Origin of the sequence: Lacticaseibacillus pantheris DSM 15945 = JCM 12539 = NBRC 106106 (genome assembly GCF_001311175.1) — a bacterium.
Classification (GTDB): Bacteria; Bacillota; Bacilli; order Lactobacillales; family Lactobacillaceae; genus Lacticaseibacillus; species Lacticaseibacillus pantheris.
The window spans coordinates 47374-60490 of the sequence record NZ_BBAI01000001.1 but is presented as its reverse complement, the minus strand read 5'-3'; the positions used below and the strand labels follow the sequence as shown (position 1 = coordinate 60490).

Annotated in this window: 12 protein-coding genes and 4 pseudogenes; 8 read left to right on the top strand and 8 right to left on the bottom strand. The window is 50.3% G+C overall.

Annotation, left to right across the window (positions count from 1 at the left end; all coding sequences use genetic code 11):
- Positions 1-334: 334 nt before the first annotated feature.
- From JCM12539_RS13625 to JCM12539_RS00255, 4 genes are all read right to left on the bottom strand, one after another.
- A complete protein-coding gene (locus JCM12539_RS13625) occupies positions 335-532 on the bottom strand; it encodes a helix-turn-helix domain-containing protein (RefSeq protein ID WP_225350154.1) in 198 nt (65 codons plus the stop codon).
- A 261-nt stretch (positions 533-793) separates the two neighbouring features.
- Entirely contained in the window at positions 794-1219 is a 426-nt protein-coding gene (locus JCM12539_RS00260; RefSeq protein WP_156301948.1) for a cytochrome c-type biogenesis protein, read from the bottom strand.
- A gap of 35 nt (positions 1220-1254) precedes the next feature.
- The gene (locus JCM12539_RS12960; protein WP_156301947.1) at positions 1255-1473 is read right to left on the bottom strand and encodes a hypothetical protein; all 219 of its coding nucleotides are present in this window, start codon (positions 1471-1473) and stop codon (positions 1255-1257) included.
- 17 nt (positions 1474-1490) lie between these two features.
- On the bottom strand, positions 1491-2561 hold the full coding sequence (locus tag JCM12539_RS00255) for a putative glycosyltransferase family protein (RefSeq protein ID WP_054648337.1): 1071 nt from the start codon (positions 2559-2561) through the stop codon (positions 1491-1493).
- A gap of 260 nt (positions 2562-2821) precedes the next feature.
- On the opposite strand from JCM12539_RS00255, the gene JCM12539_RS00250 reads away from it, so the two are divergent.
- From JCM12539_RS00250 to JCM12539_RS00240, 3 genes are all read left to right on the top strand, one after another.
- Positions 2822-3808, top strand: coding sequence for a GMP reductase (locus JCM12539_RS00250; RefSeq protein ID WP_054648335.1), 987 nt, complete (start codon positions 2822-2824; stop codon positions 3806-3808).
- 84 nt (positions 3809-3892) lie between these two features.
- Positions 3893-4165, top strand: coding sequence for a zinc ribbon domain-containing protein (locus JCM12539_RS00245; RefSeq protein WP_439645099.1), 273 nt, complete (start codon positions 3893-3895; stop codon positions 4163-4165).
- A 74-nt stretch (positions 4166-4239) separates the two neighbouring features.
- Positions 4240-5163 (top strand): nucleoside hydrolase, encoded by a 924-nt coding sequence (locus JCM12539_RS00240; RefSeq protein WP_054648333.1) that lies wholly within the window; start codon positions 4240-4242, stop codon positions 5161-5163.
- Positions 5164-5324: 161 nt separating this feature from the next.
- Here JCM12539_RS00240 and JCM12539_RS00235 read toward each other — a convergent pair.
- Together JCM12539_RS00235 and JCM12539_RS00230 are read right to left on the bottom strand one after the other, a co-directional pair.
- A pseudogene (locus tag JCM12539_RS00235) lies at positions 5325-5830 on the bottom strand (GNAT family N-acetyltransferase).
- 95 nt (positions 5831-5925) lie between these two features.
- The gene (locus JCM12539_RS00230; RefSeq protein WP_054648331.1) at positions 5926-6453 is read right to left on the bottom strand and encodes a GNAT family N-acetyltransferase; all 528 of its coding nucleotides are present in this window, start codon (positions 6451-6453) and stop codon (positions 5926-5928) included.
- A 160-nt stretch (positions 6454-6613) separates the two neighbouring features.
- On the opposite strand from JCM12539_RS00230, the gene JCM12539_RS00225 reads away from it, so the two are divergent.
- Entirely contained in the window at positions 6614-7381 is a 768-nt protein-coding gene (locus JCM12539_RS00225; RefSeq protein WP_054648329.1) for a sulfite exporter TauE/SafE family protein, read from the top strand.
- 75 nt (positions 7382-7456) lie between these two features.
- On the opposite strand, the pseudogene JCM12539_RS13620 reads toward JCM12539_RS00225, so the two are convergent.
- Both JCM12539_RS13620 and JCM12539_RS13615 read right to left on the bottom strand, forming a co-directional pair.
- Positions 7457-7669, bottom strand: a pseudogene (locus JCM12539_RS13620) (helix-turn-helix domain-containing protein); the annotation flags it as partial.
- Entirely contained in the window at positions 7668-8240 is a 573-nt protein-coding gene (locus JCM12539_RS13615) for a cupin domain-containing protein (protein WP_263849705.1), read from the bottom strand. The pseudogene JCM12539_RS13620 and the gene JCM12539_RS13615, both read right to left, overlap by 2 nt.
- Before the next feature lie 372 nt (positions 8241-8612).
- Between JCM12539_RS13615 and JCM12539_RS00215 the strand changes: the two genes are divergently transcribed.
- From JCM12539_RS00215 to JCM12539_RS00200, 4 genes and pseudogenes are all read left to right on the top strand, one after another.
- Positions 8613-9974 carry an MFS transporter gene (locus JCM12539_RS00215; RefSeq protein WP_263849704.1) on the top strand — a complete coding sequence of 454 codons (1362 nt, stop codon included), beginning with the start codon at positions 8613-8615 and terminating at the stop codon, positions 9972-9974.
- 26 nt (positions 9975-10000) lie between these two features.
- Positions 10001-11444 (top strand): annotated as a pseudogene (rhaB, locus tag JCM12539_RS00210) (rhamnulokinase).
- A gap of 36 nt (positions 11445-11480) precedes the next feature.
- Positions 11481-11796: pseudogene (gene rhaM / locus JCM12539_RS00205) on the top strand (L-rhamnose mutarotase).
- 30 nt (positions 11797-11826) lie between these two features.
- The gene (locus JCM12539_RS00200) at positions 11827-13095 is read left to right on the top strand and encodes an L-rhamnose isomerase (protein ID WP_054648327.1); all 1269 of its coding nucleotides are present in this window, start codon (positions 11827-11829) and stop codon (positions 13093-13095) included.
- Positions 13096-13117: the final 22 nt, after the last annotated feature.

Here is a 13117-nt window from a genome sequence, read left to right as displayed (position 1 = left end):
GGCTGGCTGCGCCAGTCCTGCGAATTAACTCCCAGTAGGTGCTAAAGCACCAACTGGAAGTAAACCTACGGCGGTGCCCCCTGGCAATGGTTACCACTCCGACCCCACACGCCTCCGCTCACCGGGCCTGCCGTTACTGTAGTAATCACAGCTTTTGACGTCCCCTTCCATAAGCGTTGACAACAATTTTGGTAACGTGGATCACGAGCGCATGCATTAAGTCGCACTGGAAACCGCTGCCGGGGAGACAGCGCGCCTGTCTAATAAGTTTCACAGCCATTGAGGTTATTTCTGGACTACTTCGGTCAATATCAGCACTATTTTTATGCACGAACTATGCCAGCAGTTTATTGATTATTTTGGGGTCCCTATCTAGTAGCTCTAATAATCTACGTGAACTACCATTTGGGGTTGATCGGCCCGCTTCCCACGATTCAACGGTGCGTGGCGATACTGCCAGAACTCTGGCCAGGACACGTTGAGTTGTACCAACTTTGCGCCGAATACTTTTCACATCCTCGGAACCGTACATCGGGGGACTGGATAACTTAACACGTTTAATTATGACCTCGCTGGCATCGCCGTTCGCAAATTTCTCTAGTGAAACGATGCTTTGCCATAACGTTGATTTACTTGGCGTGATTAGTCCTCGCCTTCTCTTAGTAGTCTCAACTAGCGTGGTATCCACGAACCATGGACCGCCCATGCATGATAACGCTACTTTAATTAAATTTCACCATCTATGAAAATTTATTCGGCAGTATACCTGGTTGAAGGGGGCCGACTCAATAAATTAAATATCATCTGCCTGCACTTTGGCGTTCACCCCGCTTTGCCGCCTGCGTAATCGCCGCCAACCGCACCATGCACCCAGCGCCAGCCAGCCGAGCGGCGCTACCCACAGCAACAGTTCCGCCCACCAAGCCGCCCGGAACTGGACGATCATGGTGTTTTTGCCCCGCCGTGATTGCACGATGGGTGCGTTGATGCGGGACCGATAATATTCCTCTTGCATCAGTCGGTGGCCGTTAACCGTCACCTGGCTCTGGTGGTACGTCACGACCGGTACGGATTGCCAACCTGCCGTAGTTTCGTGCCAACTAATCTGCAAGCGGCCTCCAGGCAGGGCCGTGTAAGTGAAGTATGGGTGATAAAACAGAATTTCGCGTTTATAGATGGAGCCGGGACTCAGGTCGCCCGTCCCTTGGTGGCCGTTCACGGGTAGGTAATCGCTACTGTGTTTCTCAGCAGTCGCTAAAATGGCACCCGGTGCTTGCTGTGCAGGGTGGCCCGGAGTTCCCTGGGTGTGCTGTTCAGGAGTAGCATCGCCCCAAAGCTGCGCAGGACGTGGCTACGCTGTACGTCAACACTGCGGATGGTCATCCGCGCTACGTTCGGTACCGCTACCCCCAAGGCTGCTAGTACCACCAGGGTTGACGTTACGCGCCGTACGGATACCCGCGACCACTCCATGTTACTCAGACTCAGCGCTAAACCGCATAAAATGAGTGGAAACGCATGGTGCTCATCCGCACCGGGAACTGCAGCATCTGGGACATCTTTGGTACCAGCCGGCCAATTAGGGCCCACGGCATCACGCGCGAGGCCGCGAGCAGGATGGCCACCCCCATGGCGGTAACGCACCAATTGAGGCGGGACGTGCGGCGCCTTTGTAGCAATAGCAACACTACCTGGCCGGCGATGATGGCGAGCGGAAAGAGGGCGAGTTCATTGCGGCTACCCCGGCCGACGCCGATTTGGAGCACGTTTTGCGCGAGGCTAAAGGCGGCGGGGTAGGCGATCCGATTGGTGCTAAACATCAGCAGCATTGCGCCCCAGACGTTGGCGGTGAGCACCAGGGTGATGCCCACCGCGGCGGCGGTTCTACCCACCATGCGTAGCCGGTGGTTAGCGCGCACCCACGCCACTATCCAGAAGGGAATTAGCGCGAGTACGGCAAAGATGGTGCTGAGAACGTGCGTTTCAATCAGAATGGACATAATGAGCGCTAGACGGACGGGTTGCACCGGCTGCTCTCGGTGGCGCACCATGTGCACGCCACACGCGAGGGCGTAAGGCAGGAGGGCTGCACCCAGCGCGGTCATATTCTGGTTGAGTCCCCACCGCGGTAACCAGCCAATATTCATAAAAATAATGGCGGTAGCAAATGCCGGCCACATGCGGGCACCCGCGCTCCGTGCCAGACGGTACATGCCATAACCACCAATTAAGTAAACCGCAAAGGTGGTAAAAAGCTGGAAGTGGTACCAGCTACGAAATACTACGAGTAGTGCACCCATTAAATATGCAGAGTACGGGCCGTAGACTGCGTTAACGACGCGACCGCTTTGCTGGAAGCCAAAGTTGGTTTGCCAGTAACTCCAGTAACCCGTACTAATCTGCTTGGCCGTGTCGTAAATGCGGTTAAAGTGAAAAATACCGTCGCTGCCAACGATGACGCTACCGGTCAGCAGTTGCGGCACAATCATGATGAAGCTCATGATGGCAATTCCGGCGACGGGCGCCCAACGCGACCGTAACCATATGTTTAATTGACGCATACTGACCACTCCTGACGTAATTAATACGGCCATTGTAGCACTACATTGCTAGAGTTGTGGCGTGTATGTGTGTAACTTAACTAATGTTTACCCTAATAACCATCGCTAAGTCGAACAATATTTATACGTATGTCCGTAATGTTAACGAATAGCGTGATAATTGGTTGACTTAACCGTATAAATAGCCTATATTGTACTCTTGGTGTGAATGATAAAGAAATCATTCACGGATAATGTTCGTGTTTATGGAGGTAACGATAATGCAGCCAACCGACGTATTTGATTATGAAGATATTCAGCTGATCCCCAACAAGTGTGTGGTCACTAGCCGCAAGGAGATTGACACCTCCGTTCAGTTCGGCCCCCGTAAGTTTAAAATACCGGTGGTGCCAGCCAACATGGAGACCATTATTGATGAATCGCTGGCCAAGTGGTTGGCGGCCAACGGCTATTTTTACATCATGCACCGGTTTAATCCGGAGTCCCGCCGCGACTTTGTCCAACAGATGCACGATGACGGTTTGTACGCCTCCATTTCGGTCGGTGTGAAGCACTCCGAGTTTGACTTCATTGACGAACTGGCGGCGGCCAACGCGGTGCCGGAGTATATTACCATCGACATTGCGCACGGGCACGCTCAAGTAGTTATGGATATGATTGGGCACATTAAGGATAAACTACCGGATAGTTTCGTGATTGCGGGTAATGTGGGTACGCCACAAGCCGTCCGCGACCTGGAAAACGCGGGGGCGGACGCCACCAAAGTGGGTATTGGTCCCGGTAAGGTGTGCATCACGAAGATCAAGACTGGTTTTGGGACCGGGGGCTGGCAACTCGCGGCCCTGCGGTGGTGCGCCAAGGCCGCTAGCAAGCCGGTGATTGCGGACGGTGGTATCCGTACGCATGGGGACATCGCCAAGTCGATTCGCTTTGGCGCGACGATGTGCATGATTGGCTCCCTCTTTGCCGGGCATGACGAGACGCCGGGCCAACAAGTGACGCGGGACGGGCAGGAATTTAAGGAGTATTACGGCTCCGCGTCCACGTACCAAAAGGGCAGCCACCACAACGTTGAGGGGAAGAAGATGCTGATCCCGGCGAAGGGGCCGATTGCCAATACACTGGTGGAGATGCAGGAGGACCTGCAGTCGGCCGTCTCCTACGCGGGTGGGCGCAACCTGATGGGTCTGCGGACGGTTGACTACGTGATTGTCAAAAACTCCATCTTTAATGGTGACCAGTATTAGTTCATCGTTAGCCCACTTAACGGTGGGGCGAGCTCAATCTAGCTGTTATAATTAGACCATAACAATCAGAATGGAGTGGTCCTGATGGCAAACCAAGTGCAAGCACGCCAGTATGTCTGTCCTAAGTGTGGTAACCAAAGCTACAATAGCGGGCAGTTCCAAGCAACCGGAGGCAACTTTGCTAAATTGTTCGACGTCCAGAACAAGAAGTTCACGACGATTTCCTGCAACCAGTGCGGGTACACCGAACTTTACCAGGCACAGAGCGCAGCCGGCATGAACGTCCTTGATTTTTTTGCTGGGTGGCGGCTAAAACCTAGTTCACTGACCGTCTGCCGTGAGGAAGACGGTTTTTGAATACCCGGAAGTTCGCGCATGGTAGCTAGGCGGTAGTGTGCTAAAGTAGCGGTATGCATTAAACACACGGAGGAATGTACATGACACCAGTAATATTTAGCACGGACCCCGGCATTGATGATGCGGTGGCCATCGCCATCGCTCTGGCCGACCCAACGTTGGATGTACGCTTGATTGTGCCGTTGAGTGGCAACGTCGACGTGCACCTCGCCACAAATAACGTCCGGAAATTGTTGACCTTTCTGGGGCAAAGTCACGTGCGCGTGGTGCCCGGTAGCGCCACGCCATTGTTGCGCCCGTTAATTAACGCGGCGGATATTCATGGTGAAAGCGGTATGGACGGCTTTGATTTTCCGGCGCCCACTGTGCAGGCTGATACCACAACGACAGGGGTTGAAGCCATGCACGCCGAAATAAAGGCTAGCGCTGAGCCCGTCACCATTATTGCCATTGGTCCACTGACCGACGTGGCTGTGCTTCTGCAGCAGCACCCCGAGGATAAGGAACGGATTGACCGCATCATGATTATGGGCGGTAGCTTGGGTCGGGGGAACATTGGCGTGCTGTCCGAATTCAACTTTGCCGTGGATCCCGAAGCCGCCAGTATGGTGTTCAAAAGTGGCGTGGAGCTACACGTCGCGCCACTAGACGTGGGGAATGCCGCCACCATCATGCCCGAGATGTCGGAACGGATTCGCGATTTGGGCCCAGTGGGCGACATGTTCTACCACCTGTTCCGTGCGTTCCGGAGCGGTAGCTTTGAAACGGGCCTGCAGATTTACGATCCGCTGGCGGTGGGGATGCTGTTGGTGCCCGATTTGTTCACAGAGGAGTACACGCACGTTGCCATTGATACGGCCAGTGAGTTAACCGCGGGTGCGTCGCTAATCGACCTGCAGGATTACCTGCACCGGCCGGCTAACGCGCACGTTGCGGTTGATGTGGACGTGGACGGCTTTCGCGAGTGGTTTGTTCAGGCGATTAAGTTAAGCGATTAGAAGCAAAGAGGGCTTTGACAAAAGGCGGTCAGCTCTCGGTATACAATGATGGACCAGTGGAAATCCCGCACTGAGGATTTCTGCTGGTCCATCATTGTATGTTAGGGAGTTGCCTTTTGGCGCGCGACCAGGAGGCAATATTTATATACACCCCTTTGCGTTTAAGCATTACTGCCAAAGTGGCGGCCGAGGATATCCAGGTCACGACGCTGCCCGTCCATCAGGCAATGCGTGGTAGGTGGCCCCACTGTTCAAAGCCGTTGCGGGTAAACAGCCGTTGACTGGGAGTGTTGTGGTGGAAGACATCGGCAACGATTGTATCGAGACCGAGCGCGGGTAGTTGGTCGAATACAAAGTCGAGCGCGGTCTGTCCTAAGTGTTGATGTTGGTAGCTGCGGTCAAAGTAAATGCTAATCTCTGCGGTTTGATGATACGCGTACCGTTCGGAAAATTGTTGGAGGCTGACCCAACCCGCTATTTTGCCATCTGCGAGTAATAGCCAGATGGGGTGACTCGTATGGTCGAAGGCAGCAAACCAAGCCTCTTTGCTGGCTACCGTCACGGGTTCGAGGTCTGCGGTCGATTGGCGGGTGGGAATTGCCTGGTTGTAAATTGCCGTGATGGCGGGTAGGTCGTCATGGGTGGCGTACCGAAATTCGATATTCATTGCTGGTTGTGCTCCTCGCGTTCGTTGATAAGTCGATTGTAGGTGAACGCGGGCGGAACAACAATTGTTTTGGTGAGGTAATCTAACAAGAAACGTTAATCAGCGGACCATTCACGGTATAACTTGGAGTAAATGGCGGCGTCGTGCAGGATACCGTTTACGTTGAGATCCTCACGCAGTACGCCGTCGAGGTGATAATTGGCCCGTTCGGCTACGTGCCGACTGGGCAAGTTATCGGTTGCGGCCAAAATGTTAATCTTGTTCATTCCCAGTTGGTCGAAGCCCAGGTCCTCCATTTGGGCGAGGGCGTGGTGCATGACGCCTTTGCCCGACGCATTAACGCCCAGAAAATAACCGATTTCCGCGTGGCGGTGCTCGCGGGTAACGTTATGTAGGTCAATGGCACCGACAATTTCGCCGTCGAGTTGGATGGCGCGCATGTAGACGGAGCCGAGGGCCTCTTTGTCGGCCATCATACGCAGAAACTGGATTTCATCATCGACCGTGGTGGTTGTGTAGGCCCACGGAAGCCACTGCCCGATGTAGTCGCGGTTGGCGTCGACAACTTTGAATAGGTCCTGGGCGTAGCGTGGGGTGGCGGGGATGAGGGTGATGTTGGACATAGTGAGACCTCCGAAAATGTTTGTTGGGGCCTATTATACGCGTGTTCCTTGAACATACGCTATTTTATTGTTATGACGGCTAGAAAGTGAGATAAAGTACGAATTGGACAAAGGTGTATACTAAGCGACGTTGAAAACGCTATCGTTGGAGGCGACGTCCATGCATATATTTCTAATTAATTTGTACTTACTAGTCGCGGGAGTACTGGCGGGTTTGACCAGTTCAATGGCGGGCTTGGCATCGATTGTATCGTATCCGGTGTTGTTAAGCTTAGGGGTCCCGCCGGTCAATGCCAATGTCACCAACACGGCGGCGCTGGTATTTACCGGGGTTGGCTCGACGGTATCCTCATCGCGAGAGTTGCTCACGCACAGATCGGTAACCGTTAAAACAACGATTATCGCCTTAGTCGGGGGTGTGGTGGGGAGCTTTATTCTGGTACTGGCCCCGGCATCGTCGTTTGAACGGGTTGTACCCTTTTTAATTCTGTTTGCTGGCTGCCTTATGTTGTTTTCTGAGCGTAGCAGTGCAAAGACGGTCACTGTTCGCCAGGGACGTTCCTTAATCGCCAGGATTGTCTCGGCTGGCGCCATGTTTTTGGTGGGATTATATACGGGGTACTTTGGCGCTTCAGCGGGGGTCATCATGCTGGCCATTCTCATGGCGACGAACAACCTCACTTTCGCCGTTAACAATGCCATCAAGAACTTTGCGTCGTTTCTCGCTAATTTCGTGGCCTTTGTCGTCTATGCGTTCACCACTAAAATATACTGGGCCATGGTAGTACCCCTCGGTATCGGTCTCTTCATTGGCGGTTATGTCGGGCCAGTACTGGTGAGATACATACCAGCAGCGATTATGCGACGGGTCATTATTGTAATGGCCTTTGCTTTGGGTCTGTATTTGTTTGTTCAGGAATATTTTTAACGTGGTACTGATAAACGGGCGAATGAGGATTTCGTCCGTTTTTTTTATGTACGCGCAAAGTGGATACTGGGTGTTTTAATCAAGCTCGTCACTGAGAATGGACGTCAACTGATGGTAGCTGCTTGCTCGGTCTTCACGGGGTAGACATCCGTATTGTTCCTTGTATTTGTGGTAAAAGAAACTGGAATTGCTGATGCCGACTGCACGCATGATGTCATTAATTGGTAACTGTGTGGAGCTAACCAGCTCACGTGCATGGATTAAGCGTTCTGATGTTAGTGCCTGGCTAAAAGTTTTGCCCGTTTCCTTGTGGAATTGATTGCCTAAATAATTGGCGTTGTAGGAGTATTTTTTTGGCTATGTCCGCTAAGCTGATATCCTGATAATTACTGTGGATTTCTTGCAGCGTCTTGATGGCAAGTTTTTGTGCAGGCGTGGTTGGCGCTGACGGAATACGATAATTACGCACGAGCTTGGCAATGAGGATGTTGAGATAAGCCTGAATAATAGTGTCAGCAAAGGAACGGTGACTGTAATACTCTTCAATCAGTCGATCGACCGTTAACTTAACGTCGTCGTTGCCACGCTCCTTAGGAAAAAGCAGGTACTGACCAGACGCTTGCTGGGGTTTAAGCACGCTGTTGATTAGGAAGTTGTACAGTTCGCTCTGCTTGCTTTGAATCTGGTTTAGCAAATTGATTGAGATGTTCTTGTCCCGGAAAAGAATGTTCATCATGATGTCATCCTTACCGGGAGCAGCAATTGAATGTGAACTACCAACATCCAGTAGGAGTAAGTCATCTTTCTTGAGTGTAACCGGGTCGCCATTAACAATTTCATGAATTTCACCAGATAGCACGTAGTTGATTTCGAGGAAATGATGACTGTGTAGTGGGTATGGCGCAAAACGGTTGTGTTTGCTGACGAAAACGTCACGGTTGTTAAAAAAAATAGTCGTTGAAGACGGGGCGGTTTAAGCGATACATGCCGGCCAAATCAAGAGCAGCAGGAGGAATGTCGTCATTTAACGACTGACTTTTCAGCTGCTTTTTTTTCTACTGATGAAAGTTGTTGTAAGCGCATTAATAATCCGGGATTCATAATTACACCACCTGTGAATTTGTCCTTAATGTAGTGAACATGTGTCGTTGTTAGTATATCTTGTAAGCGCTTTAATATCAACTGTAAGCAAGTAGTAACAACAAAAACGATTGATTAGGAGGTTTGTGATATGGCCGCAGAAGGGTCTTTTAAATCCACAGTCCGGGTGTCAATTACCAATTTTCTGGACTCAGGAAGTATTGTTGCCGGTTCCGCCGGGTTAACGCTTTGGACCAGCCATTTTGGCTTTAACAGCTTTGCCGTTGGATTATTAGGTGCACTATCAGCCAACGCTTTTGGTGCAGCCTTTGGCGCATTGATTGGTGGCCCACTGTCAGATAAGTTTGGCCGGAAGGTTATTTATACCTATGACATGTTGGTTTACATGGTCGGTACTATTCTCGTTATGTTTGCTATAAATTTTCCCATGTTACTGGTTGGATTTCTCGTCACTGGTCTAGCAGTTGGCGCCGGTGTTCCAGCAAGTTGGACGTACATTTCCGAAACATCTAACGATGATGCTCGTGCAAAAAAACATCGGTGTTTCCCAGTTTGCTTGGTCATTGGGTCCAGCAGTAATTTACACGCTAGCCGTTTTACTTTCACCACTAGGACTGATGGGCAACCGGATTCTCTTTGGTTTTCTAACTGTTGTGGCTTTCATCGCTGGAATTTACAGCGTGGGTTGGGTGAATCCAAGGCGTGGGAAGAAGAGAAAGCGCGCGCGAAGGCTAGCGGAATCAAGCAACACCCATACCGGACGCTATTTTCTAACCATACCTCTGTTAAGTGGTTGATGTTTCTCATTGGGGTGTACATGTTCTGGAATTTGGTTGCCGGAGCGATGGGCTTCTTCATGCCGTATGTTTACGAAACGGCCGGTGGAATCTCTAACAAGTCAGCCGACATTCTGCAGGCAGTGCTCTGGATTCTAACGGCACTAGCAACGTACTACGGCTTTGCTAAGTTTGGTGACAAGGTTAACCACCGTATTTTCTTCTTCACCGGCGCGGCAATGGCTGCTGCTTCATGGGTGGTTCTGACTTTTGTTGGCATGCAGCAGTCCTGGAGCCTCTGGGCCTTCGTTATTCTGTGGGGCCTAAGCGCAGGGATTGGTGCTCAGGCTTGGTACGCATTGTGGGCGACCGAACTATTCCCGACCCAGTTCCGTGCAGGCTCTCAGGGCGTCATGTTCTTCGTTGTTCGGGCCTCGGCAGGTATCTGGTCGATTATATTCCCGACTGTTCTAAATTCGCTAGGGTTCACAGTCGCTGGCATTTGCATGATTGGTTTACTGCTAGTGTCGTTAGTTATCGGCACAATTTGGACGCCGCAAACCAAGGACAAGAGTCTGGAAGAAATTACTTTAGAGCAATACGGTCCTGACTTTGTCGAAGGCGAAACTGCCAATAGTGCTCACCACGACAATCAGCGACTAGATAGTGAACCTAACGGTAATGTGGTTTTGCCCAAGACAGGTTCAACTAAATAATTCTTTATTTAACGGAAGGTGAGCATATGAAAGCGTACGTTGCTGTCGATATTGGAGCTTCATCAGGCCGGTTGATGTTGGCAAAAAGAGTTGATGATCAGCTTGAATTGAAAGAAGTACACCGCTTTAAGAATGGATTCAAAGAGGTTGATGGGCATGACTACTGGCAGATTGATCACATTATTGACGAAATATTTGCTGGGCTCGAAAAGGTTAAACGCTTGGGTTTTAACCAAGTAGACCTTGGCATTGATACCTGGGCGGTAGATTACGTCTTGGTCGGCAATGATGGTCAGAAACTGCACGATCCCATTAGCTATCGTGACAAGCGGACTGAGGGGGCTATCAATGCATTGACGACCAAATTGTCTAAGCAGTATATCTATGAAAAAAACCGGGATTCAGTTTCAGGCGTTCAATACCCTCTATCAGCTATATACAGAGGATAAAGAAAACTTGGCCCGGACGGATAAAATCCTGATGATTCCGGACTACATTGGCTACGTGTTGACGGGCAATGCAGTTACAGAGGAAACAAATGCCTCCACAACGCAGATGTTGAATTTGCGGCAGGGACTGTTCGATAAGGATCTGGCTAAGTCTGTCAATGTTAATGAGAACCAATTTCCACACCTAGTTGACGCTGGTACCGTCTTGGGCAGCGTGAGCCATAAGTGGCACGTAAAGTATGATTTGCCCGAAACGGAAGTTATCACGGTTGCCACTCATGATACGGCCAGCGCGGTTGTAGGAGCACCCGGTAAGGGCGACAATTGGGCGTTTCTCAGCTCGGGAACTTGGTCATTACTGGGTGCAGAGTTGAACGTCCCGGAGAACGGCTTAGACGCCTTTGCCGAAAACTACACTAACGAGTGGGGCGCATATGGTACCTACCGTTTCCTCAAAAACATCATGGGGTTATGGATTTTACAATGCGTTCGCCATGAGCTTAACGATCAGTACAGTTTTAACGAATTGGCCAGTCAGGCTGAGCAGGTTGAGCCGTTCAAAACATTTATTGACGTTAATGATGATCGCTTTACCAATCCTAAAAGCATGATTGGCGCTATTCAGGATTACGCTCGTGAAACTAATCAGTTTGTGCCCACCTCGCCGGGTGAGTTAACCCGCGCTATCTATGACAATTTGTCTTTGTTCTACGCTAACGAGATTCGTAAGCTGAGCGGAATTTTAAATAAGCCTATCAACACGTTAAACATCGTAGGCGGCGGGTCCAACGTAGAGCTTATGAACCAGCTAACTAGTACTCTTGCTGGAGTTGAAGTGGTTGCGGGTCCTAGCGAGGCCACAGCGATTGGTAACATCATTGTACAGATGATTACTAGTGGTGAACTTGAAAACGTGGTTGCTGGACGCAAATTAATTGAGAGTTCCTTTGGGCTGAAGCATTATGTTCCGGAACAAGGAAAGTACGAAGGTGTTTTAACCAAGTATCGTGATTTTTTTTGAACAGTGTACAGAAAACGGCAAAGGAGGCTGTTTAAAATGAAGCGCATTGCGCAAATTATGTTTTTACATGCCGACTCATATGATGAATATCAAAAGCGTCACAGTGAGTTATGGCCTGAGATGAAAGCCGCACTAAAAAAAATACGGCGCAACTAACTACTCCATTTTTCTCAACCGGGATAACGGCGAGCTGTTCGCGTATTTGGAAGTGCCGGATGTCGATAAGTACAACGAGATTGCTAACACGGACGTTTGCAAGAAGTGGTGGGCGTACATGGAACCGTTGATGTCCACCAATCCTGATAATAGTCCCGTAACGGTTGACTTGGATGAAGTGTTTCACTTGGGTTAGAAGACAAAAATTAGAAGGGAAGCAATTAAAATGGTTAAAGCAGAATCAGTTGATAAGGCATATGAGGTCGCAAAGGAACGTTATGCAGAACTCGGCGTTGATACAGAAAAGGCAATGCAGCGTCTCTCTAAAATCCCTATTTCAATCCATGCCTGGCAGGGGGACGACGTTAAGGGGTTCTTGTTCCCAGAGCATGATTTAACTGGTGGCATTGGGGTTTCCGGTAACTATCCGGGTGTGGCTAAGACTCCTGATGAGCTGACCGGCGATCTTCACGAAGCGTTGTCCCTGATTCCTGGTAAGCAGCGTGTCCAGATTCACGGTTTCCACGCGGTTACCAGTAAGAAGAAGGATTTGGACGAACTTGAACCAGAGGACTTTAAGTACTGGGTTGATTGGGCCAAGCAGGAAGGCATCGGAATGGACTTCAACGGTACGTTCTTCTCACACCCCAAGGTGGTCAACAACTTTACCCTAGCCTCACCGGACAAAAAGATTCGCGATTTCTGGATTGAGAACGGCAAACGGTCGCGGGTGATTTCAAACTATATTGGTGAACAACTAGGCTCGCAATGTATCAATGATTTCTGGATTCCGGATGGCTTTAAGGACAACCCTATTGATAAGCGCAGCCCACGCGAACGCCTGCTGAAGTCATTGGATGAAATTGAAAAGGACAGCTTTGACGAAAAGAACACGACCGAATCGTTCGAAGGCAAGCTGTTCGGAACGGGGATCGAATCGTACACTACTGGTTCACACCTATTCTACGAGAACTACGCGCTGACACGCGGCAAGTATTGGACCATTGATGCCGGACACTTCCACCCAACCGAGGATGTTTCGGACAAGTTCTCTTCGTTCTTCCCGTTTGGTGGTAAGGGTATGTTCATGCACGTTTCCCGTCCGGTTCGTTGGGACTCTGATCATGTAGTTATTATGGATGATGCATTGATTCGCATTGCTCGGAGCATTATCCGTGACGGTTACGAGGATAAGATTCACCTGGGAACTGACTACTTTGACGCCACGATTAACCGTGTGGCGGCCTGGGTTGTCGGCACACGTGCAACACAGAAAGCATTGCTGATGGCCTTGCTAGAACCAACTGCACAGTTGAAGCAGGCCGAACTTGACTTTGACTTTACTACACGTCTGGCTGAAACCGAGGAGCTGAAGTCCATGCCGTTCGGAGCCGTTTGGGACAAGTATTGTGAAAAACAGGGTGTACCTGTAGGGATGGACTGGACGAACAATGTTCACCAGTACGAAAAGGACGTCCTTTTCAAGCGGAACTAGTTTCTGGTCATTGATTAATTGA

Bases quoted from the DNA above. Each gene is read 5' to 3' on its own strand.
- JCM12539_RS00200 (WP_054648327.1), top strand. From the start codon at position 11,827: ATGGTTAAAGCAGAATCAGTTGATAAGGCATATGAGGTCGCAAAGGAA.
- JCM12539_RS00230 (WP_054648331.1), bottom strand. From the start codon at position 6,453: ATGTCCAACATCACCCTCATCCCCGCCACCCCACGCTACGCCCAGGAC.
- JCM12539_RS00225 (WP_054648329.1), top strand. From the start codon at position 6,614: ATGCATATATTTCTAATTAATTTGTACTTACTAGTCGCGGGAGTACTG.
- JCM12539_RS00255 (WP_054648337.1), bottom strand. From the start codon at position 2,561: ATGCGTCAATTAAACATATGGTTACGGTCGCGTTGGGCGCCCGTCGCC.
- JCM12539_RS12960 (WP_156301947.1), bottom strand. From the start codon at position 1,473: ATGGAGTGGTCGCGGGTATCCGTACGGCGCGTAACGTCAACCCTGGTG.
- JCM12539_RS00215 (WP_263849704.1), top strand. From the start codon at position 8,613: ATGGCCGCAGAAGGGTCTTTTAAATCCACAGTCCGGGTGTCAATTACC.
- JCM12539_RS00250 (WP_054648335.1), top strand. From the start codon at position 2,822: ATGCAGCCAACCGACGTATTTGATTATGAAGATATTCAGCTGATCCCC.
- JCM12539_RS13625 (WP_225350154.1), bottom strand. From the start codon at position 532: ATGTACGGTTCCGAGGATGTGAAAAGTATTCGGCGCAAAGTTGGTACA.
- JCM12539_RS00245 (WP_439645099.1), top strand. From the start codon at position 3,893: ATGGCAAACCAAGTGCAAGCACGCCAGTATGTCTGTCCTAAGTGTGGT.
- JCM12539_RS00240 (WP_054648333.1), top strand. From the start codon at position 4,240: ATGTACATGACACCAGTAATATTTAGCACGGACCCCGGCATTGATGAT.